This is a genomic window from Comamonas sp. MYb396 (genome assembly GCF_037479555.1).
Taxonomy (GTDB): Bacteria; Pseudomonadota; Gammaproteobacteria; order Burkholderiales; family Burkholderiaceae_C; genus Comamonas.
Genome location: NZ_JBBGYU010000003.1, coordinates 181,863 through 204,475 on the forward strand (window position 1 = coordinate 181,863; position 22,613 = coordinate 204,475).

Sequence of the window (22,613 nt, forward strand, 5' to 3'; positions counted from 1 at the left end):
AAGTAATTAACATTTCACAGCTTTAGATATGTGGCAATTCAGGCTATGCTTCATATCTTGTTCTCATTTTCAAAAACTACGCCACACATCCTGACAATGTGCGGACAATAAGAATGAACAAAGAGAGGGCACCTCATGCATGTGCTTGTGACTGGAGGAGCGGGCTTCATTGGCTCGCATACTTGTCTGCATCTGCTGCAAAGCGGAACGGATCTCACCGTCATCGACAACTTCTGCAACAGCTCGCCCGAGGCGCTGAACCGGGTGCAGGCGCTTAGCGGACGCAGCCTGCATGTTGTGCAAGGCGATGTCCGCGACGCAGCACTGCTCGACCAAGTTTTCCAACGCGGCCAGGCCATTGATGCCGTGATCCATTTCGCAGGACTCAAGGCGGTTGGCGAATCGGTCGCCGAGCCTACCCGCTACTACGACAACAACGTCGCAGGCTCGCTGTCCGTGATACAGGCCATGGATCGCGCCTCAGTCAGTACCTTGATTTTTTCATCCACGGCCACCGTGTATGGCGATCCTTCCCCTGAGGATCTTCCCTTGCGCGAGACCGCGCCTTGCGGCTTCACGCTCAGCCCCTATGCCACCAGCAAATGGATGGTTGAACGCTGCCTGGCAGATCTGCAGCTGGCGCAACCCCATTGGCGCATAGCGTGCTTGCGCTATTTCAACCCTGTTGGTGCGCATCACAGCGGACGGATTGGCGAGAATCCGCGTGGCATCCCCAACAACCTCATCCCCTACATCAGCCAGGTCGCCTTGGGCATGCGCGAGAAAGTCTCGGTCTATGGCAACGACTACGCCACCCCAGATGGCACTGGCATACGCGACTATATCCATGTCATGGACCTGGCAGAGGGGCACGGCGCTGCCCTTGATTATTTGGGCAAACAACCGCAGGGCACGCTGCTCACCTTGAACCTTGGCACCGGCCAAGGTGCCTCAGTGCTGGATGTGATCAACACCTTCAGCGCTGCCTGCGATCGCCCCATTCCATACCAAGTTGTTGCCCGCCGCCCAGGCGATGTACCCGTGCTGTGCGCTGACACCACGCTTGCCAACCAGCTTTTGAACTGGCAAGCAACACGCAGTCTCGCGCAAATGTGCCAAGACAGCTGGCACTGGCAAACCCACAACCCCCGGGGCTACGATGCGTAGTCGCTGCTCACCGTAATTTTTCGCTATCTCACCATGACCACCATCGACAACACCACCAATCCATTGACGCGGCTGAGGCAGCGCATTGCTTCAGGGCAGGCCACTGTTGGTATTTTCGGCCTTGGCTATGTAGGGCTGCCACTGGCCCTGCGCTTTGCCGAAGTAGGCGTCAAAGTGATCGGCTTTGACATTGATCTGAACAAAGTGCAATTGCTCAACCAGGGCCAAAGCTACATTGAGCGCTTGACACCAGCGCTGGTGCAAGCCGCCCAGTCGCAGGGCTTTGAGGCCACGGCCGATTTCAGCCGAACCCAGGAACTCGACGCGTTGATCATCTGCGTCCCCACACCACTGAATGCCCAGCGTGAGCCTGACTTGAGCTTTATCGTCAGTACAGTCGAGGCGGCACTTCCTTATATGCAGGAAGGCCAGTTGATGAGCCTGGAGAGCACCACCTGGCCGGGAACCACAGAAGAGATACTTGCTCCCCGCTTGCAAACCCGTGGCCTGGTCCCCGGCCACAACTGCGCCCTGGTGTTTTCCCCAGAGCGCGAAGACCCTGGCAACCCCCACTATGGCACCAAAGACATACCCAAGGTCATTGGCGGCATGACCGCGTCCTGCCTGCAACTGGGCCAGGCCTTGTATGAGCTGGCCATCCAGACCATGGTCCCGGTCAGCAGCACCAAGGCCGCAGAAATGACCAAGTTGCTCGAGAACATCCATCGCAGTGTGAACATTGGCCTAGTCAACGAGATGAAGATTGTGGCCGACAAGATGGGCATCAATATTCACGAAGTGATCGATGCTGCCGCCACCAAGCCTTTCGGTTTTGTGCCCTACAAGCCAGGCCCAGGCTTAGGCGGCCATTGCATTCCTATCGACCCGTTCTATCTGACTTGGAAGGCGAGAGAGTACGGGGTCAATACACGGTTTATTGAGCTCGCCGGCGAGATCAACCACTATATGCCGCAGTGGGTGGTGGGTAAAGTTGCTGACGCTCTAAATGAATGTGGAAAGGCCATCAATGGCAGCCGCATCCTGGTACTTGGCCTTGCGTACAAAAAGAACATAGACGACACGCGTGAATCCCCTGCGGTGGAGATTCTGGATTTGCTGCGTGCCAAAGGCGCGCAAATAGATTACAGCGACCCGCATGTTCCAGTTTTTCCGCGCAAGCGCGACTATCACTTCGATTTGAAATCCGTTGCGCTCGATACAGCCAGCATCGCCAGCTACGACTGCCTGGTACTGGCGACCGATCACGATAGCTTCAACTACGCGCAGCTGCTAGAGCACGCAAAGCTCGTTGTCGACACGCGTGGACGACTGTCTGGGCCTAATGTCCTGCGGGGTTGAAGAGGTAAACAGCCGTGCATAACACACTGCAGAAAATCTGGGCACTGTTCACATCAGGCGAACGGAGAAGAACCGTGCTGATGCTAGTGCTGGTCATATTAATGGCCCTGGCTGAGACGATGGGGGTGCTCTCAATCATGCCATTCCTAACGGTCCTAGCCCGCACGGACGTAATTCACGAGAACGCTTGGTTGAGCGCGGCCTACCAGCACTTCAGCTTTACCAGCACAAACGCGTTCATCATCGCCTTGGGCTTTACTTCCATGGCTCTGGTTATCGCATCGTCACTGTTCAAGGCAGTCACGCTGCACACCATCAACCGCTTCATCTACATGCTTCGCCACTCGCTCAGTGCGCGGTTGCTGTCGCGCTACCTGCACCAGCCATACGAGTTCTTTTTGACACGGAATCCTGCCGAGCTGTCGAAAAACGTCTTGTCCGAGGCAGACCAACTCACATTCAGCCTGCTGCAGCCTCTGGCTCAGCTTATCGCGCATGGCACTGTCATGCTAGCGATAGTGGCGCTGATCGTGGCTTATGACCCCTTGATGGCGGCCGGCATCGTGGTGGCAGTGGGGTTGCTATATATAGTGATCTACCTGCTGGTACGCGGCCGACTTCGGCGCATGGGACGCGCACGACAGGAAGCAGATGCTGGGCGCTACAAAAGCTGCTCCGAAGCATTGGCAGGCATAAAGGACGTGAAGGTCACCCATACTGCAGAGGCTTGGCTAAATACCTACACGCATCACTCGCGAGAATTTTCGCGTCACATGGCCTCCGTTGAAACCATTACCGCCTCGCCGCTGTACATTGTGGAGGCCGCAGGCTATTCAGGGTTGATTTTGATTGCCCTTATCTTGCTTCAGCAAAGCAACGATGTGGCCCACGTGCTTCCCGCATTGGGCATGTATGGTTTTGCGGCGTATCGCTTGTTACCAGCTGCGCAAATCATGTATCGCGGGTTTGCCCGGCTGCAATATTCTAACGCTACGCTGAAAACCATCCACGACGACCTAATGCTGGTTGACGAGCCCGTCCCAAAACGTACCGCAATGCTGCGCCCCCAACACGAAATACGGCTGAGTGGAATTAACTACGCTTACCCATCCACCCCCGAAAAGCCAGTGCTGCATGGCTTTGACCTGCGCATCCCTGCCAATGTCAGCCTTGGCATTGCCGGAGCCAGCGGCAGCGGAAAAAGCACGCTTATGGATATCTTGCTGGGCCTGCTGCAGCCACAAGCGGGTACCGTGAGCGTGGACGGTCAGCAGATAGACGCAGGCAACCTGCACGCCTGGCAGCAGGCTATTGGCTATGTGCCGCAAAATATCTACCTAAGCGATACAAGCGTAGCCGCAAACATCGCCTTTGGCGTGCAGCCAGATGCCATCGACATGCAGGCAGTAAGACGTGCTGCCCGTACCGCCCAGATCCATGAATTTATAGTGAATGAATTGCCCCAGGGCTACGCCACGCTTGTGGGCGACCGCGGCATCCGCCTGTCGGGCGGGCAACGCCAGCGCATTGGCATTGCTCGGGCGCTCTACCATGACCCTGCAGTGATTTGTATGGATGAGGCCACAAGTGCCCTTGACGATGAAACCGAAGAATCTGTTAATTTATCCATGAGTAATCTATCCGGTCAAAAGACAATTATTATAATCGCCCACCGTCAAACCACATTAAATTCTTGCGATCAAATAGTAAGAATTTAAAATTAAAATAATAATATTATATTTTCATCGCAAAAGATAGTTATCAAGAAATTGCTATAAAGGTCATCAATGATTGGCATTCCAAAGAATCTCGGCCATATTTGGATTGGTCCTCGACCAGCTCCCCTGGAGTGGATGAACACATGGAGGGACCATCACCCAGATTGGAGCTACACTTTATATGATAATGATTTTTTAAGCAATTTTCATTTTCAAACCCAAAAACAAATAGAAGAATACTTAAAAAGAGGCCAATATGCCGGGGTCGCAGATTTAATGAGATTAGAAATTCTCTATGAAAATGGGGGATTACTTGCACCAGCCGACTCAATATGTTTACGCAACACTCAAAACTTGTTCCCTCAAAAGAGGGCCTATACAGTTTATGAAAATGAATTCGTACGTGGCGAATTAGTCTCTCCAATTCAGGCATGCGAACCTGGCAACGAATTTGTAAAAACCCTGATTGAACAGCTCAAAAGCACCGACCCCAACGATTTAGATGAGCCATGGATTTCGACTGGAAATCTATTCATGGCGCAAATGATTAAAAAATTGAATCCTGAAATAACAATATTTCCGTCGCAAATACTCATCCCAATTCATTTCACGGGTGTATTATATGAGGGAAGTGATAAACCCTACGCTATACAATTATTTTCAACAACACAAAATACTTACAAGAAAAATAATGTTATCTCAAGAGCTATTTCGTATATCTCTAGAGTACGAATGAAAAAATACAATAGAAAAAAACTTGCCATCGTTAAAAGCAAAAAACTAGAAGAAGGCAAAAAGAGATTTTTAAACGGCCAATAGCTTCCAGTGTTTCACAATTTTGGAATAAATCTTCGTTAAAAAGCTCACATGCCCATAGTCAGCATAATAATACCGACTGCCAGACGCCCTGATTTACTACACAGAGCCATTGAGAGCTGTTTGGTTGGCATATACAAAAATGAAACCGAGGTTCTTGTAATAGCTAATGGACCCGATATTTCTTGGAAAAAAACGGCAGATTTATATGAAAACGATAGCAGGGTGATTTTTCACTATTCCTGCATAGCAGACCAGAACAATGCGAGAAATATAGGAATAGCCTTAGCCAAAGGCGATATCGTTCGTTTTCTCGACGATGATGACTATTTGATGCCCATCGCAGCCAGCAATCAGTACAAATTGATGCAACAGCATGATCTAGATTGGTGTGCAGGGGGAATATCAATAGTCGATGAAGAAGATCACACTATCGAAGAATTATTTCAACCTCAAATGCCTACTGCAGCCCAAACGGCTATTAGCAGGAATAGACTGCAATTGGTTCATGCACATGTATACAGACGCAAGTCAATAGAAAAATTAAGATGGACGGTGGGACTTCGTCAGTCCGAGGATATAGTTTGGATAATTAACTATGCTACAAGCTCAAAGCTGCGCTGGATGATTATTAACGAGGTTGTAGGTGCTTGGTATCAACACCGTGGAACACGCCTATCCTTAAATCGCCCATCTGGTTTCATCCACGAAGCTACGGCGAATGCAATTCTAAATGCCGAACGATACATGAAAGAATTCGATATGTGGAGCAGTGACACATCAAAAGTGGGAGCTGAAGCAATCTGGGATCTAGTTCACCGCGCCTTTTTCTTCCGCCCTTTTTTTTGGTCTAATATTGCAAAAGAGGCTATCCGCTTAGACAAAAATACTAAGCCAGATTATTCAATTTATAAAAATAAGTTCCTTAAATATCTTGACCCCAGACTCATCCTCTGGGCGGCATTGCCTATAGTTTTTCTTCGCAATTTATTCAGATTTATTCGAGCTATTTTCATAACACCGAATTATCGTCGCACTCTTTAAAAATATTTAATAATGTTTATCGCAACTGTCATTGTCACCTTTAATAGAAAAGATTTGCTTGATAAAGTGCTTGGTTTGCATTGCTCACAGACAAAGAGCTCTGACAGCATCATTATTATAGACAATGCATCCACTGATGGAACCCACACAATGCTGTCACAGAAAGGCTGGCTGCAGAATTCAGCTATTTCATTGATAGAACTGACTCAAAACACCGGGGGTGCTGGAGGCTTCTCAACGGGGCTTCAAAAGGCGATCGAATACGGTGCAGAGTGGATTTGGATGATGGATGATGATGCAGAACCTCATGCTACTGCGCTACATGAATTAATGAAAATAGCGAATAATCCTAAGAATATTTATGGTTCACTGGCTGTAAACAAATCTGACACATCTTGGCTCACCACGGTCGTCAATCCACCACTAGGGATTATTGACACTGCAGACAAAATCCCTTCTGAAGCAGAGGTACAATTTTTGCCATTTTTGGGATTTTTAATCCATCGGGATCTGGTAAAGAAAATTGGCCTACCCGACGCAGGTTTTTTTATAGCTGCTGACGATGTGGAGTATTGCATAAGAGCTCAAAATTTTGGAGCAAAAATTATAGTCGCAGGCCATAGCCGTATTGAGCACCCAAAATCCCATACATCTCAGATTAACATATTTGGAAAGAAGATATTTTTCTTATCCCTACCTCCATGGAAGCGCTATTACGATACACGCAATCGATTACTGATTGCAAGAAAGCATTATGGCTTTAGATTTTTTACACAAACCATCCCGGGTTCTATTCTTAGATTTTTTATTGCCCTAATTAAGGAACCGCAAAAATTAGCACAATCCCGAGCATTCATCGCCGGCTTCATTGATGGTGTAATGCAAAGAAAAGGGAAACGCCATGTGCATTGGGGTATTAAATGACAAATCTCAAAATTCTAGTAGTTGGCGCTGGTTTTGCTGGCAGTAGCTTAGCAAGAGAATTAGCACAAACAGGAAATTCTGTTTTTATAGTTGACAAGCGACCTCATATCGCAGGCAATGCCTACGATGAACACGATGCCCATCTCACATTGATTCACCGCTATGGCCCCCATATATTTCACACCAATAGCGAGCGCGTCTTCAGTTATTTGTCGCAATTCACCGAATGGCGTAAATACGAACATCGTGTACTAGGGGTTGTCGATGGAAAAGGGTATCCTTTCCCGATTAATCGAGACACCCTGAACCAGCTTTATGGAATGGATTTGGACGAAGCAGGTGCAGCAGAGTTCTTCGAAAAGCATCGCGAACCTCGTGACCCTGTTCGAACGAGCGAGGACGTAGTCCTCAACAGTGTTGGGCGCGACCTATATGAAAAGTTCTTTCTCAACTACACCCGCAAGCAATGGGGCATGGATCCCTCAGAGCTGAAGGCGGGTGTAGCGGCGCGCATCCCTGTCCGTACCAACACCGATGACCGCTATTTCACTGATACCTACCAGGTTATGCCTGCACAGGGCTATACCAAGATGTTTGAGCGAATGCTCGACCATCCCAACATCGAAGTTCAACTGGGTGTTGATTTTTCGGAGCTGACAGACCTGGAGCGCTACGATCACATTGTCTATACCGGCCCTATTGATGCGTACTTCAAGCACTGCTATGGCCCACTGCCCTATCGTTCCTTACGCTTTGAGCACGAGCACTTGGCTGATGTGCAGCAGTTCCAGCAGGTAGGCACTGTTAATTACCCGAATGACCATGCCTACACGCGTATCACGGAGTTCAAGCACCTGACGGGCCAAGAGCACACGGGAACGTCCATTGTGCGCGAGTATCCCGAAGCCGAAGGCGACCCCTACTACCCCATTCCGAGCGATACCAATGAAGCGCTTTTCAAGCGCTATCGCGAACTGGCGGAGAAGGAATCGGGAGTGACTTTCGTCGGACGGCTCGCCGAGTATCGCTACTACAACATGGACCAAGTGGTAGGCGCAGCATTATCGGCTGCACAAAAACTGATAGAGCGCCTCCGTCCCTCTTCTTGAAAACCATCTATGCGCATTGCTTTCTTATGTAAACGCCGCTATATGAGCAAGGATGTGGTTCTTGACCGCTATGCCCGCTTGTATGAAATCCCCCGACAACTGGCCCTTCTTGGACACCAGGTGCTAGGGCTCTGTTTGGACTATCAAGGCAGAGAGAACGGCGAGTGGACCCATGAGGCCAAGCCAGGGGAATTGCATTGGCGCTCACAGGCTTTGCGCGGTAAAGGGCTGTCGGTACGAGTCAATTATGCGAAGCAGGTGTTGGACTCGCTTCGCGCATTCAAGCCAGATATCATCATTGCAGCGTCTGATATTCCGCATATCGCCTTGGGGGCCTGGCTAGCGCGCAAACTCCAATGCCCCTACGTTGCAGACCTCTACGACAACTTCGAAGGGTTTGGACAGGCCCGCATTCCAGGATTTGTGCGGGCACTACGCTGGGGCATAAGGCAGGCGGATTTGGTGACGACCACGAGCGAAGTGCTACGCCAGCATGTTCTAACAGTGTGCAAACCAAAGGGTATGGTTCTTGCGATGCCCAGCAGCGTGGATTGGGCCGTTTTTCATACACAAAGTAAGAAAGCATGTAGAGAAGCCTTAGGTCTACCAGAGAATGCCAAGCTAATAGGAACGGCTGGAGGACTCTACCGAGAAAAAGGGATTGAACCCCTATTTGAGGCTTGGCCACACATTGCTGCGAAGCGACAAGACGTGCATCTGGTCCTCGCCGGACCGACTGAGGCTCAACTTCCGCCCCCGCAAGGAGACCGCGTCCACTACCTTGGAATGCTCTCACATGCGCAGGTTGCGACTTTGTTCAATGCGCTGGATGTCGGTGTTATTTCTGTCCTGGACACCCCTTTTGGCAGACACTGCTTTCCGCAAAAAGCCTATGAGATGCTGGCTTGCGAGCTGCCGGTGGTGGCATCCAATGTAGGAGCCACTGGGGGCCTGTTTTCCAGTTATCCAGACTTGCTCTTCAAGCCGGGCAGTGCAGATGACCTGGTGCGGGCAGTATTGATACAGCTTACTCTGGGAAACCGCCCTCAGCTACCGATCCAGGATTGGAGTGAGTTGATCAAAGACATGGAGCAGCACCTCCCTGCTCCGCAGGATCAAAACACGCAATCAGGAATGGGCCATCTGCGTTAAGCCCCTTAATCCTGCAGGTCCAGTCTTAAGCAGAGGTACCTCCATCGAGTTGCGACGCAGACGCATTTTTCAACACCGCAGAATACCGTGCAGCCACAGCATCCCAATTGAGGTGGTCAATCAGATATGCTCGCATCTGGTTTGCTTGGAGCTGCGCCGCCTCGGGGTGGTTAAGTGCCGCCAGAATTGCAGCTACCAGCGCCGCCGTATCCCTGGGGTCCACAACACATTGATGAGCGTAATTTCCAAATATATCTGCCAAGCCAGCGACATTGCCAGCGATGGCAGGGCACCCGCAACCAACGGCTTCCATCAGCGCAACTGGTAGCCCTTCTTGGTCTCCGGATGCAGCCTGTACAAAGGGAGCAACAAACAATGCTGCACGCTGGTAAAGCTGAGGCAATGCGTCTTGGCGCACCGCACCAAGAAAATTCACCTTGTCGTTTAAGCCAAGGGCAGAAACCTGGGCCTTGAGCCGCTCCTCATCCGGGCCGAACCCAGCGATGGATAAAGTCGTATCCGGTCTTGCTTTGATTAACTCCGGCATCGCGTCCAGCAGATGGCTCAGGCCTTTCTTCTCAACCAATCGTCCCACGAATAAGAGTTCGGAAACGCTGCGCTCGCTATTTACCGCAGGCACAAAGCGATCCACCATGTCCACGCCCATAGGGATCACATCCAGCTTTTTTGGAGAGATGCCCATCTGAACCACGCGGTCGAGCATGGCCGAGCTCACCACAGTTGCAGAGTGGGACTGCTGAAGCACCATCTTCTTCAGCCCGTTCAGCAAGCCGCCTTGCAACGCAAACAGGTCCGCACCATGCGAAGTGACGACATACGGTACCTTTCTACCGCTCGTCACCTTCAGCAATGCAGCCAATAAACCTTGGGGAATGAGCCAGTGCGCATGGACTACATTCACATGAAGACGACGAGTTATGCGCCAAGCGCTCCAAGCCTGACACCAGACGAAACTTGGAACCAGCAGATATTTCCATTTGCTGTTACGCAGATTTGTAACAATGCCGCCATTGTTCACCAAGGTTTCCCAGCGCTCTGGCGCATAGCGATAGCGGATAACCTCCACACCTTCTATTACGTCACGTTCTTTTGCCCCTGCAGCATGCGGGCATACCACCACCACATGCCAGCTGCTAGACAAGCGCTTGGCAAGCTCAAGGATAAAACCTGGTTCTGGATCACCTTGCCAACGGGGAAAAGTCGAAGCCAATACAAGCACGACGGGCTTTTTACCCTCTGGCATCACTATCACTTGCGTCCTTGGTACATCAATGCTGTGATTTGCTCCGAAATCAACCCCATCAGAAATATGACCACCGACCCCGTATATAAAAGTGCACTCATATTAGTGAATCGTTCTGAATGAAACCAAGTCCATCCATACCAACCTGAGGCCAACATGAAAATAATCAGTGCAATAGGCGCAAATATTTTAAGAGGAGAAAACAATGTTCCAATTTTAAAAATAATTAACAGAAATCTAGCGCCGTCTTTCCAAAGACGAATATGACTTTTACCGATGCGCTTTGCTGCATGAATAGGAATATATGTCACTGAATATCCTGCACGGAAAAACGCCATTGTGCTTGTGGTGGGGTAAGAGAATCCATTTGGGAGAAGATACAAGAATTCACGGAATTTCATTGCATCAACTACTCTAAACCCTGAGGTCAGATCTTGGACCTGGTGACCTGTCATCCAACTGGCCAATTTATTATAGAATTTATTAGCAAGGCCTCGACCCATATTTGCTTGAGAACCTTTTTGCCGAGCCCCTACCACCATGTCATGACCTTGTTCCATCTGCTTAAGTAGGCGATGTATATCCACAGGATTGTGCTGTCCATCTGCATCCATGAACACGATTGTTTCCCCCGTCGCAGCTCGAGCACCAGTTTTAATTGCCGCTCCATTTCCTTTTGAATAAGGATGAGTTATCACTTTAGCCCCTGCATTTATTGCAAGGCTTGCGGTCCCATCATTAGACCCATCATCTACGACAATTATCTCCGCATTTGGAAATTCGGCTCGAATCGAGGCCACTGTGGATTCAATTGCCAAAGATTCGTTCTTTGCTGGGAGCACCACAGATATCAAGTGATTATTTAATACCTCCTTCATTTCACCCCTCCGTTTCCTCTACAACAATCTCGAGCGCATTTTTTAAACTTTGCAAACGGATACCCCAGGCTTCCCTTGTCATGCCATTAGGTGTATTTTGCAAAATTTCATCGATCCAAAATATAGCCTCCCTAGGTTTTCTTTCTCGAAAAAGAGTGATGGCTATGGCCTCACCAATACTCAAAGATGGAAAATCGAAAAAGGCTTTCTTAGCATACTCAACATACCTCGGGATATCCCCCGTCTCCTTTTCCATCAGTGCAATTTCATAATGAACATGGTGACGTATAGGAGCATACCCATTCACAGACTCATTCAACAAGAGTTTGTACAGAAATTTTTTATACTCTTGTGAAGATATACCTTCACATCGGCCACTCCTTATGGCATCGCCGAGACTAGCCAATCCTGTAGATATACCTGATGGCTTACTTACGGAATCAGCCAACGTCTCAAGTCTTGAAAAGGCCAATTCCTGCTCTCCAATACTTGAGAACTGACATACTTTAGGAATCATCTGTATTGCCAAATCGATAGATCCAGTTCTTTCTATGAAACTATTTGCAACCCTGAAGGCCTCTTCAGTTCTGTGAAGAGTTAAAAGGTCATTAACCGCAGATTGTTGAGCTCTGGTTGAGCCAGGATTACTAATTCGCCAAACTTCGTTAGCGACAAATGGTGAACCCCATAATTTTGTTATTTGCTGAAGAGTTATTATAATAAATATAAAATACAGCACACCTAAAAGCACTACAACAATTCTCTTTTCATAGAATTTCAAAAGGCCGAAAAATATATAAATCAGCAAAAAACAAAAACCCAATACCGCCAAGTAGTTTCGATGCTCAAAATATAACTCCAACGGTATGAATGTCGACTCAATCTGATGACAACCAAGAAACCAAAATACAGCAAATAATGTATATTTTAATATGTTTTTTTGGAACTCATTTTTGACGCGGGAAAACAGAAATACTCCACCACCTATCACTGCAAGCCAAGCCGCGGCAGCTATATATGGCAACAACATGCTCCAAGAATATACAGAATGACCATCATGGTACGGGCCTAGTAGAAAAGTACGCGGCAAAAATGATTGCCGCATGTACTCCCAAAGGATTATTGATTCACTTGCCAGCCTTTCAGAAAGAGAGAAATCTCTATTGAATTTATAATTATTCTGAATACCATCCCAGCTAATATAAAGATGCACAAATAAAAGTAGGGTAACAATTAATCCTGCGATTGATAGCCATGCCGCCCACAAAATTTTTCTTCCACGCCCCGCACTACTCCACGACTTTTTATCAATGAAAAAGAAAAACTCAACCAATGCAACCAATGTTGCAACCATCACACCATTTTCTTTAGAAAAATAAGCCAATAAGCCACCAATAAGCAGCAGTGCACTTATAAAAAATATATTTAAAACTGAAGGAATAGAGTGCGTATTTTTATCTCTAACAAGAACATAACCATACAAGGTCAACAGCACAAAAAAAGCTGACACATGCGTCATGCGCTGTACTGGCAACAAAATGCCGCTAGCATGAATAGGTAATAGCAACCACAAAATTGCTCCTAGTGCACTCATGTAGGAAGACAGGTTACTCAAAACGCTATCTTTTTGATAGAGTCTTCGAATAAATAGAAAAATCAACATCCCATTGACGCAATGGAGAATTAGAGTAGTTTTTGAAAACCCCCATGGATTCTTCGGCCAGTCAGCATAGTTCGCCAAAAATGTTACAAGGGAAATAACGCGCCCACCAGGCCCCGCCACTCCACCAAATAGAAAATCAATCAGGCCATCGCGTGAACTCACGTCCGCTAGTCCGCGTAAGTTGATATAGTCATCAAAGCCCCACATCATTCCTTCTGCCTGTTTGTAAAGGAGAAATGCAATGGTGATTCCAGTAATCAAAATACCAAGAGGAATAAGACGTATTTTCACCGAACCAATACTCATAATGTAGTCATAAAAAAAGCCCGACATATGTCGGGCTTTTAGGAATTATACTAAGAAAGTATCAACGGAATGCGGAAGCACGGTACTTTTCAGCGAAGCTGCAAGTTCCCTTCCAAGTGACACTGCCGCCTGCATCAGTGGGCGTGATAGAGCACGTACCTGTGGCAACCTTGCTATTGACTTTGTTGCCGTAGGTCGCTTCAATAACACCATTAGCTTTAACGAGGACCTGCGTCACATATGAGCCACGAATCGATCCTGCGGCAGCTACGCCAGCGGAACCATTGCTAGCAGGAAAGCGACCGCGTTCAGACCAAAAATCGATAACACCATTCTTGGCACCGCCCATCAAAACCGGACCTTCCGACACTTGCGTACGGATGGTGTAGTCTTGGTAAGCAGGCAGAGCGATAGCAGCCAAAATACCGATAATCGCCACAACGATCATCAGTTCGATCAGGGTGAAACCCTTTTGCATAGTACGCAGCATGTTGAATCCTCTCTATGTAACCAGTGATTAGGTAGCCTTGTCGAACTGACTTGGCGTGTGGTGTAGACAGCAAGTGCTGTGCCAACTTCTCAGCGCCTGCAGGGCGCGGCCCGCGCTGACAAAAATGCGGCGTTTTGTTAACTTATTGTGGAAGACGTTCATAAATGTCACCCCGCTATGCGTTCTGTCATTTTTGTCACCTCGACCGATAGCGCTGTACGGTGAATCCGCGAAGAACCAACAAAAAATGGCACCCGCAGGTGCCATTGTCTAAGGTGAGCCAACCTAAGCTGCTAGACGCAGCCTACCCCAAAAACTCATAAGCCATCCCCGCCAGCTCAATCCTATCCCCCTTGTGCATCGACAGCCCCACGCCATTGAGCGCCTGGCCATTGAGCACCACATCGGCCGAGCCGTCAACCTTGGTGGCGATATAGCCCTTGCCGCGCTTGGTCAGCGCAGCAACAGCGATCCCAGGGCGGCCAACAGTGGTGACGACCTTGGACAGGATGATGTCTTCGCTGGCGCCGCTGACGGCGCGCAGGTAGGGGCTGGGGGTGTAGGGCTGCTCTTCGGCAGGGGGGAAGTCGGCGGGGACCGTGGGGCTGTCTTCGCCGTGGTCGGCATGGGCGGGCTTGGCCGTCAGGCTGCCGGCTTCGCTGGCATGCATGTAATGGCTTTCGGGCACGAGAGAGTTCATCAAAAAGCGGATGCGGCATTTGCCGATGTCCAGCAGGTCACCGCTTTGCAGCACCTGGCGGCGCACCTTCAAGCCGTTGACCTTGGTGCCATTGGTGCTGCCCAGGTCTTCGACGACGACGATGCCGATCTTCTTCTCATAGGTGAAGGCCACATGCTCGCCGCTGACCGCCATGTCGGTCAGCACGATGTCGTTGGTGGAACGGCGCCCCAGGGTGGCCCTGGACTCCGTCAGCATGTAGTCCTGGATCACCACTCCATCTAATGAAACTATGAGTCTTGGCATATTGATAAACCTCGTCACGATTATATGCACATAAGCTATACAAATGACACTTTCGATACGCGGTTGACAAAGGATCACGATGTGTTGGGTGCTACCGGATTTTAGTTACGGGTTTACCCTTGATTCCCCTTGATGACTGATGCCGATCAATGCGTTGGCTGCTGCAGGCGCTCTTTCCCCTTGACGATGCACCCTCTCTGCAGCCCGGCGTAGAAATGCAAAAAGCGCCCGAAGGCGCTTTGTGTTGGGCTGAGAGGATCAGCCGCTCAGTGTGCAGGCGCGGTATTGCGCTTTTGCAGCCACAGCCCCAGGCCCACCACCAGGGCGGCGCCAGCGGCAGCTGCCAGGTAGTGCAGCGCAGGGTTGGCTGCTACAAAGCCGTGCAGCAGCTTGTCGTTCATGATGGTCTCGCCACCCACCCAACCGATGAGGCCAGCGCCCAGGATCACGATGACCGGGAAGCGCTCCATCAGCTTGATCATCAAGGTGGAGCCAAAGACCACCAGCGGGATCGAGATCGCCAGGCCCAGGATCAGCAGCAGCATATTGCCGCCGGCAGCTGCCGCCACGGCAATCACGTTGTCCAGGCTCATCACCAGGTCGGCGATCAGGATGGTGCGGATGGCGGCCATCATCGTGCCGGTGCCCTTGCCCGCGCCCTCTTCTTCGTCATGGCTGGTGAGCAGTTGCAGGCCAATCCATAGCAGCAGGCAACCGCCGACGATCTGCAGGAAGGACAGCTCCAAGAGCTTGGCGGCGACCACGGTCAGCAAGATGCGCAGCACCACGGCGGCGCCGGAGCCGAACATGATGGCTTTTCTTTGTTGTTCAGGGGGTAGGGAGCGCGCTGCGAGCGCGATGACAACGGCGTTGTCGCCCGAGAGAATGATGTTGATCCAGATGATCTTGACCAGCCCGATCCAGAAGTCGGGATGATTGACGTAATCCATGTTGCGCTCCGTAGTTATGAATAAAGACGCCAGACCTGAACGATCTGGCGTCTTCTTTTTATGGAGTACGCAGTTTAGCGGGGCACGCAGCCCCTGGCATGCGTAATTTTGCTTACTTCAGCAGGCCTTGCAGCAGGCGGCCCATTTCGGATGGGTTGCGGGTGATGGTGAAACCGCACTCTTCCATGATGGCCAGCTTGGCATCTGCCGTGTCGGCGCCGCCGGAGATCAGCGCGCCAGCGTGGCCCATGCGCTTGCCGGGAGGGGCAGTCACACCAGCGATGAAGCCCACCACAGGCTTCTTCATGTTGGCCTTGCACCAGAGAGCGGCTTCGGCTTCGTCTGGACCGCCGATTTCGCCGATCATGATCACAGCGTCGGTGTTCGGGTCGTCATTGAACGCCTTCATCACGTCGATGTGCTTGAGACCATTGATGGGGTCACCACCGATACCGACAGCCGAAGACTGGCCAATGCCCAGCTCGGTCAGCTGTGCCACGGCTTCATAGGTCAGCGTGCCGGAACGGCTCACCACACCAATGCGGCCTGGCTTGTGGATGTGACCGGGCATGATGCCGATCTTGATTTCGCCGGGGGTAATCAGGCCTGGGCAGTTAGGGCCCAGCAGCAAGGTCTTCTTGCCGCCAGCCGCTTCCTTGGCCTTCATCTTGTTGCGCACTTCCAGCATGTCGCGCACGGGGATGCCTTCGGTGATACAGATGGCCAGGTCCAGGTCGGCTTCCACCGCTTCCCAGATCGCAGCAGCAGCGCCAGCAGGCGGCACATAGATCACGGACACGGTAGCACCGGTGTCCTTGGCAGCGTCCTTGACCGAACCGTAGATGGGGATGTCGAAAATCTTTTCGCCAGCCTTCTTGGGGTTCACGCCAGCGACGAAGCAGTTCTTGCCGTTCGCGTATTCCTGGCACTTTTCAGTGTGGAACTGGCCGGTCTTGCCCGTGATGCCTTGGGTAATGACTTTGGTGTCTTTATTGATATAGATAGACATGTGTGTTCTCCAGGGCTTACTTCACTGCGGCAACGATCTTGGTGGCGGCTTCGGCCATGGTGTCGGCCGAGATGATGGGCAGGCCCGATTCGGCCAGCATCTTCTTGCCCAGCTCTTCGTTGGTACCCTTCATGCGCACGACCAGTGGCACGCTCAGGTTCACCGCCTTGCAAGCGGTGATCACGCCGGTAGCGATGGTGTCGCACTTCATGATGCCGCCGAAGATGTTGACCAGAATGCCCTTGACCTTGGGGTTCTTAAGCATGATCTTGAAGGCTTCGGTGACCTTCTCAGGGGTGGCACCGCCGCCCACGTCCAGGAAGTTGGCAGGCTCGCCGCCGAACAGCTTGATGGTGTCCATCGTGGCCATGGCCAGGCCAGCGCCGTTCACCAGGCAGCCGATGTTGCCGTCCAGGCTGATGTAGGCCAGGTCGAACTTCGAAGCTTCCACTTCTGCTGGATCTTCTTCGTCCAGATCGCGGAAGGCCACCAGCTCTGGGTGACGGAACAGCGCGTTGGGGTCAAAGTTGAACTTGGCGTCCAGTGCAATCACGTTGCCCTTGGAGTCACGGTTGAGCGGGTTGATTTCAACCAGCGATGCGTCCGTGTCCATGTAGCACTTGTACAGCTTTTGGCAGATGTCGATGAACTGGGCCACCGAATCAGCAGGCATGCCGATGCCCTTGGCCAGCTCTTCACCATTGGCTTGCGTGAAGCCAGCAATGGGGTCGACCAGCACGGTGATGATCTTTTCGGGAGTGCTGTGCGCCACTTCCTCGATGTCCATGCCGCCTTCGCTCGAAGCGATGAAGGCCACCTTCTGCGTGCCACGGTCGGTCACGGCAGACAGGTAGTATTCCTGCTGGATGTCGGCACCGTCTTCGATGTACAGGCGGCGCACCTTCTGGCCTTCAGGGCCGGTCTGGTGGGTCACCAGCTGCATGCCGAGGATTTGCTCGGACAGCGCCTTCACGTCGTCGATGGTCTTGGCAACCTTCACGCCACCGCCCTTACCGCGGCCACCTGCGTGAATCTGGGCCTTCACCACCCACACGGGGCCGCCCAGCTTCTGTGCTGCTTCCACTGCTTCTTGCACAGTGAAGGCGGGGATACCGCGCGGAACGGGCACGCCGAACTGACGCAAGATTTCCTTGCCTTGGTATTCATGAATTTTCATGATGTCTCTCAGTAAAACAAAATGGGAAAAAACCCGGCGGCCGAGCGCGCAGAACAAAGAACTCGCAAACAAGGCAGAAGGCCTGGCAGTCCGCGAATTTACCATGCTGCACTGCGCCATGGGGGGCAGCGCCTGCAGGAGCCCCAATGCGCTTCCGGGGTTTGTCGGCCGCCGGAATGCATATAGCTATTATTTGTATAGCTAACCAGCCATGTTGGGCAGTCGTCTCCGTACACCAGGTCTGTCAGCCAAGGCAGTCAATGCCTGTCGGAGGCCTGCGTAAAAGTTGTCGATAAATACCCGAGCGGTGCAGGATTTTTGGCACAGCCGCCCGGGGCTGACACATTTTTGCGCTAGTGCGCACTGCGCTTAGGGCCAGCACCGGGCCATCACAGGCCCAAAAACAGCATGTCCGGCGCATCGCACAAGCCCTTGTCAGAACGGACTGCAAATTTGCCATCCGCCTGCACGCATCGCGCCGCTTTGTATGACAATAAGCACTTTCCCGAACCCAAGCGCCCGCTGCCCAGCTGGCGCCAACGCACAGCAGGAGTGATGGCAATGGCAAAAGTGTTTATCGACGGCGAAGCTGGCACCACCGGTTTGCAGATTCGCGAACGCCTGGTGGACATGCCCGGCATTGAGTTGGTAAGCATTGCGCCCGAGCTGCGCAAGGACCCGGAGGCCAAGCGCGCGCTGATCGCGGGTGTGGACTTGGTCATCCTCTGCCTGCACGACGATGCCGCCAAGGACACCACGGCCATGGTCGATGCCATCGAGCAGGAAACCGGCCGCACTATTCGCATCATCGATGCCTCCACGGCCCACCGCGTCAACGACCAGTGGGTCTATGGCTTCCCCGAGCTGAGCGCCGGCCAGAAAAGCGCCGTGCAAGCGGCCAAGCGCGTCTCCAACCCTGGCTGCTATGCCACCGGCGCCATCGCCATCCTGCGCCCGCTGATCGATGCCGGCCTGGTCCCCGCCGATGCCGCGCTGGCACTGCCTTCGGTGTCCGGCTACTCCGGTGGTGGCCGCCAGATGATGGAAGCCTATGAGGCCGGCGGCGCCGCGCCTTATGAGGCCTATGCACTGGGCCTGACGCACAAGCACATCCCCGAAATCCTGAAATACACCGGCCTGACCCGCCGCCCGGTGTTTATCCCTGCCGTCGGCAACTTTGCCCAGGGCATGCTGGTGCAGCTGCCGCTGCACCTCGATGAGCTCCCCGGCAAGCCGCTCTTGAGCGATCTGCATGGCGCCCTGGCCGCCCACTACGCCAAGACCAACCAGGACGAGCAATGGGTGCAGGTGCTGCCGCCCACCGACGACAACAAGCTGGCCGCCGATACCCTGGCAGGCACCAACAAGCTGGAAATCCGCGTGTTCGGCAACGAGCAGCTGCGCCAGGCCGTGGTCATCGCCCGCCTGGACAACCTGGGCAAGGGCGCCAGCGGCGCTGCAGTGCAAAACCTCAAGCTGATGCTCAACCTCTAAGTTCAGCCCTCATCCTCCCCCAGAAAAGCCGCTCGCCAGCGGCTTTTTTCATGCGCGCGGGGTGTGCAACACCATCGACATTGGCCGACACCGCCCCAGGCATTCTCTGCCTACCATGGGTCCAAACTACAGCCATAACACGATGAGACAACTCCCCACACGCCCGCTGCGCCGGCTTGGCGCTGTCTGGCCTTGGGCGCTGCTGCTTTGTGCAGCCGCCCAGGCCCAAAGCGCCAACCCCCAACAAGGCGAGCAGATCGCCAACAACGGCCTGCCGCCCAGCGTGGCCTCCTGCACCAGCTGCCATGGGGCCAAAGGCCAGGGCATGGCCGCCTTCCCGCCACTGGCCGGCCAGGGCGCCAGCTATCTGCGCAGCCAGTTGGATGCCTTTGCTGATGGCTTGCGCGGCAACCCCATCATGGCGCCCATTGCCAAGGGTTTGACGCCGCAGCAGCGCGCCGATGTTGCCGCTTACTTTGCCAGCCTGCCATCGGGCATTGCCGCCACACCAGGCCCGGCCGAAGCCAAAGACAAGGGCGCCTGGCTGGTGGAGCGTGGCCGGCAGCAAGATGGCATCCCCGCTTGCGCCAGCTGCCACGGGCCAGGCGGCGCGGGGGTGGGCGAGCATTTCCCGGCCATTGCCAAGCTCAGCGCCGGCTATATGCAAGCGCAGGTCGATGCCTGGAAACAAGGCAGCCGCCCGCCCGGCCCGCTGGGCTTGATGGAGGGCATTGCCAAAAAGCTCAGCGCCGACGATGTCAGCGCCATCGCCCAGTACTACGCCAGCGCCTCAGGCGCTGCCAAGCCTTGAGCGGAGAACCCCATGGATTACCAGCGCCCCAACCATGTGGAAACGCCCGAGGAGCAGGCCCGCGTCCAGCACAGCGAGTGGCAGTACCTCAAGATCTTTGTGGTGGTCGTCGTCGCCATCGTACTGGTGGCCGCCATCGGCTTTGGCGTGCAGGTGAGCAAGAGCATGGGCGAGCTGGCCCATGAGCGGCCCGCCGCAGCGCCCGCCCAGACCGCGCAAAAACCAGCAGCACCCGCCACCCCCAGCCCCGCACCCGCTAGCGCCGCATCGGATGCAGCCCAACCAGCGCCAGCAGCTGCCACAGCCAGCGCAGCCAAAGCGCCAGCTGCTGCCAGCACTGCCGCCTTTGCCCCGCCCGCCGCCGATGCGATTCCCGACGGTCCGATGGGCGATGTGATCCGCCGGGGCGAGCAGATCTTTCTGCACACCAGCACCCAGGCCAAGGCCTTTGTCGGCAACACCCTCAACTGCGTCAACTGCCACCTGGATGCAGGGCGCGCCGCCCACTCCGCACCGCTCTGGGGCGCCTACACGCAATACCCCGCCTACCGCAGCAAGACCAAGAGCGTGGACACCTTCTCCGAACGCCTGCGCGGCTGCTTCATGTACAGCATGAACGGCAAGGCCCCGCCCCATGGCGATGAGGTGTTGGTAGCACTGGAGGCCTATGCCTACTGGATGGCCAAGGGCGCGCCAGTGGGGGAGAAGCTGCCCGGCGCCGGCTACCCCAAGGTGGCCAAACCCGCCCAGGTGCCCGACTATGCGCGCGGCCAGAAGGTGTTCAACGCCCAGTGCGCGCTGTGCCACGGCGATGATGGCCAGGGCCAGCGCAGCGGCGATGTGCAGGTCTTCCCTCCCCTCTGGGGCAAGCAATCGTACAACTGGGGCGCCGGCATGCATGAGGTGGACAAGGCCACCGGCTTTATCAAGGCCAATATGCCGCTTGGCAAAGGCAATACGCTCAGTGACCAGGACGCCTGGGATGTGGCGACCTACATCAACAGCCACGAGCGCCCGCAGGACCCGCGCTTTACCGGCAATATTGCAGACACACGCAAGCGCTTCCACGACAGCGAGTTCTCGCTCTACGGCCAGACCGTCGACGGCCAGCAACTGGGCCGGGGCGCCCCATAAAAAAACTGCCAGCGCCGCCCCTGTAGAGGGCATGCGTTGGCAGCTTTTGCTAGCTATCCAATCAGATGCCGGGCACTATCCCGCCGTGCACATGCCGCTGATCAGCGCTCCACCGTGCGGTTCCAGCGCTTGTTCCACTCGGGGCGGTCGGCGTTGACCACATCCCAGTCCACGGCCACGGCGTTCTTCAGGATGGCGTTCATCTTGTTCTGCTCTTCGGCTGGCTTGCCTTGCAGCTTGGTCTTGGGGTTCACGGGGTTGTAGCTGCCGTTTTCCATCGCCAGCGCCTGTGCTTCCGGGCTCACCAGGTACTCCACCAGCTTTTGCGCCAGCTCGGACTCGGGGTTGTTGTTGAGCACGCACATGGCGGTCATCAGCACGACAGCGCCTTCCTTGGGCGCCACATATTCCATGGGGATGCCCTTGGACTTCATCAGCTCGGCCTGCGTCAGGGTGTAGGGGAAGATGGCGGCATCACCGGCCTGCATCATCTCCACCACCTTGGACGAATTGGGGATGTACTCCACCACGTTCGGGCCAATGGTCGTCGGCCAGGCCTTGAAGGCCGGGTCCACGTTCTTTTCGTTGCCGCCCTTGAGGCGGTTGAACATCAAAAAGGCATGCAGGCCAAAGGACGAGGCCGGCATCGACTGCACCACCACCTTGCCCTTGAGCTTGGGGTCGGCCAGGTCGTTCCAGGAAGTGGGTGCAGCCCAGCCCTTTTCGGCAAACATCTTGGTGTTATAGGCCAGGCCGGTCAGGCCCATCGACAGGCCAATGGCGCTGTCCTTGATCTTGGCGATGTCCGGGATCTCGCTGTAGCCGGCAGCGGGCTTGAGCTTTTCGCACAGACCCATGCTGATGGCGCGGTACATCACGCCGTCATCCAGGGTCATGACCTGCATCTGGGCCTTGTCCTTGGAAGCCTGGGCCTTGGCCAGGATGTCGGTCGAGGTGCCTGGCACCACCACCACCTTGACATTGTTGGCCTTCTCGAACGCGGGGAACACGAACTGCGAGTAGGTGCGCTCCATGTTGCCGCCATTCATGCCGATGTAGATGGTTTTGGTCTGTGCCTGCACCGCGCTGGCCGCAGCCACCACAGAGGCCATCAGGGCGATGGCGCGCACAGGAGTTTTGAGGGTCGTCGTCCAAGAAGACAT

At 53.5% G+C, this 22,613-nt stretch carries 20 protein-coding genes; 11 read left to right on the top strand and 9 right to left on the bottom strand.

What is annotated here, in order from left to right; genetic code table 11:
* Nucleotides 1-135: 135 nt before the first annotated feature.
* The 8 genes from galE to WH265_RS08655 all read left to right on the top strand — a co-directional run bounded on the left by galE (nucleotide 136) and on the right by WH265_RS08655 (nucleotide 9,289).
* Nucleotides 136-1,167, top strand: coding sequence for a UDP-glucose 4-epimerase GalE (gene galE / locus WH265_RS08620; RefSeq protein ID WP_339557975.1), 1,032 nt, complete (start codon nucleotides 136-138; stop codon nucleotides 1,165-1,167).
* 33 nt (nucleotides 1,168-1,200) lie between these two features.
* On the top strand, nucleotides 1,201-2,526 hold the full coding sequence (locus tag WH265_RS08625; protein WP_339557976.1) for a nucleotide sugar dehydrogenase: 1,326 nt from the start codon (nucleotides 1,201-1,203) through the stop codon (nucleotides 2,524-2,526).
* A 14-nt stretch (nucleotides 2,527-2,540) separates the two neighbouring features.
* Entirely contained in the window at nucleotides 2,541-4,244 is a 1,704-nt protein-coding gene (locus WH265_RS08630) for an ABC transporter ATP-binding protein (protein ID WP_339557977.1), read from the top strand.
* Nucleotides 4,245-4,313: 69 nt separating this feature from the next.
* Nucleotides 4,314-5,063: a glycosyltransferase family 32 protein gene (locus WH265_RS08635; RefSeq protein WP_339557978.1), complete on the top strand. Its 750-nt coding sequence runs from the start codon at nucleotides 4,314-4,316 to the stop codon at nucleotides 5,061-5,063.
* Between the two features lie 48 nt (nucleotides 5,064-5,111).
* A complete protein-coding gene (locus WH265_RS08640) occupies nucleotides 5,112-6,104 on the top strand; it encodes a glycosyltransferase family 2 protein (RefSeq protein WP_339557979.1) in 993 nt (330 codons plus the stop codon).
* 12 nt (nucleotides 6,105-6,116) lie between these two features.
* Entirely contained in the window at nucleotides 6,117-7,028 is a 912-nt protein-coding gene (locus WH265_RS08645) for a glycosyltransferase family 2 protein (RefSeq protein ID WP_339557980.1), read from the top strand.
* On the top strand, nucleotides 7,025-8,137 hold the full coding sequence (glf, locus tag WH265_RS08650) for a UDP-galactopyranose mutase (protein WP_339557981.1): 1,113 nt from the start codon (nucleotides 7,025-7,027) through the stop codon (nucleotides 8,135-8,137). The genes WH265_RS08645 and glf overlap by 4 nt, the downstream gene beginning before the upstream one ends.
* A gap of 9 nt (nucleotides 8,138-8,146) precedes the next feature.
* Nucleotides 8,147-9,289 (top strand): glycosyltransferase family 4 protein, encoded by a 1,143-nt coding sequence (locus WH265_RS08655; RefSeq protein WP_339557982.1) that lies wholly within the window; start codon nucleotides 8,147-8,149, stop codon nucleotides 9,287-9,289.
* 25 nt (nucleotides 9,290-9,314) lie between these two features.
* On the opposite strand, the gene WH265_RS08660 is transcribed toward WH265_RS08655, so the two are convergent.
* From WH265_RS08660 to sucC, 8 genes are all read right to left on the bottom strand, one after another.
* Nucleotides 9,315-10,553 (bottom strand): glycosyltransferase family 4 protein, encoded by a 1,239-nt coding sequence (locus tag WH265_RS08660; RefSeq protein ID WP_339557983.1) that lies wholly within the window; start codon nucleotides 10,551-10,553, stop codon nucleotides 9,315-9,317.
* 5 nt (nucleotides 10,554-10,558) lie between these two features.
* Nucleotides 10,559-11,431 (bottom strand): glycosyltransferase family 2 protein, encoded by an 873-nt coding sequence (locus WH265_RS08665; protein ID WP_339557984.1) that lies wholly within the window; start codon nucleotides 11,429-11,431, stop codon nucleotides 10,559-10,561.
* Nucleotide 11,432: 1 nt separating this feature from the next.
* On the bottom strand, nucleotides 11,433-13,427 hold the full coding sequence (locus WH265_RS08670) for a hypothetical protein (RefSeq protein ID WP_339557985.1): 1,995 nt from the start codon (nucleotides 13,425-13,427) through the stop codon (nucleotides 11,433-11,435).
* Between the two features lie 34 nt (nucleotides 13,428-13,461).
* Complete coding sequence (locus WH265_RS08675; RefSeq protein ID WP_445228511.1) at nucleotides 13,462-13,878, bottom strand: pilin; 417 nt, start codon at nucleotides 13,876-13,878, stop codon at nucleotides 13,462-13,464.
* Between the two features lie 316 nt (nucleotides 13,879-14,194).
* A complete protein-coding gene (locus WH265_RS08680) occupies nucleotides 14,195-14,875 on the bottom strand; it encodes an FHA domain-containing protein (RefSeq protein WP_339557987.1) in 681 nt (226 codons plus the stop codon).
* A 266-nt stretch (nucleotides 14,876-15,141) separates the two neighbouring features.
* Nucleotides 15,142-15,825, bottom strand: a complete 684-nt coding sequence (locus WH265_RS08685) for a TerC family protein (protein WP_312986859.1) — start codon at nucleotides 15,823-15,825, stop codon at nucleotides 15,142-15,144.
* Nucleotides 15,826-15,937: 112 nt separating this feature from the next.
* On the bottom strand, nucleotides 15,938-16,834 hold the full coding sequence (sucD, locus tag WH265_RS08690) for a succinate--CoA ligase subunit alpha (protein WP_021026616.1): 897 nt from the start codon (nucleotides 16,832-16,834) through the stop codon (nucleotides 15,938-15,940).
* Between the two features lie 16 nt (nucleotides 16,835-16,850).
* On the bottom strand, nucleotides 16,851-18,011 hold the full coding sequence (sucC, locus tag WH265_RS08695; RefSeq protein ID WP_339557988.1) for an ADP-forming succinate--CoA ligase subunit beta: 1,161 nt from the start codon (nucleotides 18,009-18,011) through the stop codon (nucleotides 16,851-16,853).
* Between the two features lie 561 nt (nucleotides 18,012-18,572).
* On the opposite strand from sucC, the gene argC reads away from it, so the two are divergent.
* From argC to WH265_RS08710, 3 genes are all read left to right on the top strand, one after another.
* The gene (argC, locus tag WH265_RS08700) at nucleotides 18,573-19,505 is read left to right on the top strand and encodes an N-acetyl-gamma-glutamyl-phosphate reductase (RefSeq protein WP_339557989.1); all 933 of its coding nucleotides are present in this window, start codon (nucleotides 18,573-18,575) and stop codon (nucleotides 19,503-19,505) included.
* Nucleotides 19,506-19,647: 142 nt separating this feature from the next.
* Nucleotides 19,648-20,316 carry a c-type cytochrome gene (locus WH265_RS08705; protein WP_339557990.1) on the top strand — a complete coding sequence of 223 codons (669 nt, stop codon included), beginning with the start codon at nucleotides 19,648-19,650 and terminating at the stop codon, nucleotides 20,314-20,316.
* Between the two features lie 165 nt (nucleotides 20,317-20,481).
* Nucleotides 20,482-21,450: a c-type cytochrome gene (locus tag WH265_RS08710; protein WP_445228512.1), complete on the top strand. Its 969-nt coding sequence runs from the start codon at nucleotides 20,482-20,484 to the stop codon at nucleotides 21,448-21,450.
* A gap of 101 nt (nucleotides 21,451-21,551) precedes the next feature.
* Here the strand turns inward: WH265_RS08710 and WH265_RS08715 are convergent, their stop codons facing one another.
* Complete coding sequence (locus WH265_RS08715; protein WP_027010839.1) at nucleotides 21,552-22,613, bottom strand: ABC transporter substrate-binding protein; 1,062 nt, start codon at nucleotides 22,611-22,613, stop codon at nucleotides 21,552-21,554.

Bases quoted from the DNA above. Each gene is read 5' to 3' on its own strand.
- galE (WP_339557975.1), top strand. From the start codon at position 136: ATGCATGTGCTTGTGACTGGAGGAGCGGGCTTCATTGGCTCGCATACT.
- WH265_RS08705 (WP_339557990.1), top strand. From the start codon at position 19,648: ATGAGACAACTCCCCACACGCCCGCTGCGCCGGCTTGGCGCTGTCTGG.
- WH265_RS08680 (WP_339557987.1), bottom strand. From the start codon at position 14,875: ATGCCAAGACTCATAGTTTCATTAGATGGAGTGGTGATCCAGGACTAC.
- WH265_RS08685 (WP_312986859.1), bottom strand. From the start codon at position 15,825: ATGGATTACGTCAATCATCCCGACTTCTGGATCGGGCTGGTCAAGATC.
- WH265_RS08625 (WP_339557976.1), top strand. From the start codon at position 1,201: ATGACCACCATCGACAACACCACCAATCCATTGACGCGGCTGAGGCAG.
- WH265_RS08655 (WP_339557982.1), top strand. From the start codon at position 8,147: ATGCGCATTGCTTTCTTATGTAAACGCCGCTATATGAGCAAGGATGTG.
- argC (WP_339557989.1), top strand. From the start codon at position 18,573: ATGGCAAAAGTGTTTATCGACGGCGAAGCTGGCACCACCGGTTTGCAG.
- WH265_RS08710 (WP_445228512.1), top strand. From the start codon at position 20,482: ATGGGCGAGCTGGCCCATGAGCGGCCCGCCGCAGCGCCCGCCCAGACC.
- WH265_RS08635 (WP_339557978.1), top strand. From the start codon at position 4,314: ATGATTGGCATTCCAAAGAATCTCGGCCATATTTGGATTGGTCCTCGA.
- WH265_RS08660 (WP_339557983.1), bottom strand. From the start codon at position 10,553: ATGCCAGAGGGTAAAAAGCCCGTCGTGCTTGTATTGGCTTCGACTTTT.
- WH265_RS08670 (WP_339557985.1), bottom strand. From the start codon at position 13,427: ATGTCGGGCTTTTTTTATGACTACATTATGAGTATTGGTTCGGTGAAA.
- WH265_RS08640 (WP_339557979.1), top strand. From the start codon at position 5,112: ATGCCCATAGTCAGCATAATAATACCGACTGCCAGACGCCCTGATTTA.
- glf (WP_339557981.1), top strand. From the start codon at position 7,025: ATGACAAATCTCAAAATTCTAGTAGTTGGCGCTGGTTTTGCTGGCAGT.
- WH265_RS08645 (WP_339557980.1), top strand. From the start codon at position 6,117: ATGTTTATCGCAACTGTCATTGTCACCTTTAATAGAAAAGATTTGCTT.
- WH265_RS08675 (WP_445228511.1), bottom strand. From the start codon at position 13,878: ATGCAAAAGGGTTTCACCCTGATCGAACTGATGATCGTTGTGGCGATT.
- WH265_RS08715 (WP_027010839.1), bottom strand. From the start codon at position 22,613: ATGTCTTCTTGGACGACGACCCTCAAAACTCCTGTGCGCGCCATCGCC.
- sucC (WP_339557988.1), bottom strand. From the start codon at position 18,011: ATGAAAATTCATGAATACCAAGGCAAGGAAATCTTGCGTCAGTTCGGC.
- WH265_RS08665 (WP_339557984.1), bottom strand. From the start codon at position 11,431: ATGAAGGAGGTATTAAATAATCACTTGATATCTGTGGTGCTCCCAGCA.
- sucD (WP_021026616.1), bottom strand. From the start codon at position 16,834: ATGTCTATCTATATCAATAAAGACACCAAAGTCATTACCCAAGGCATC.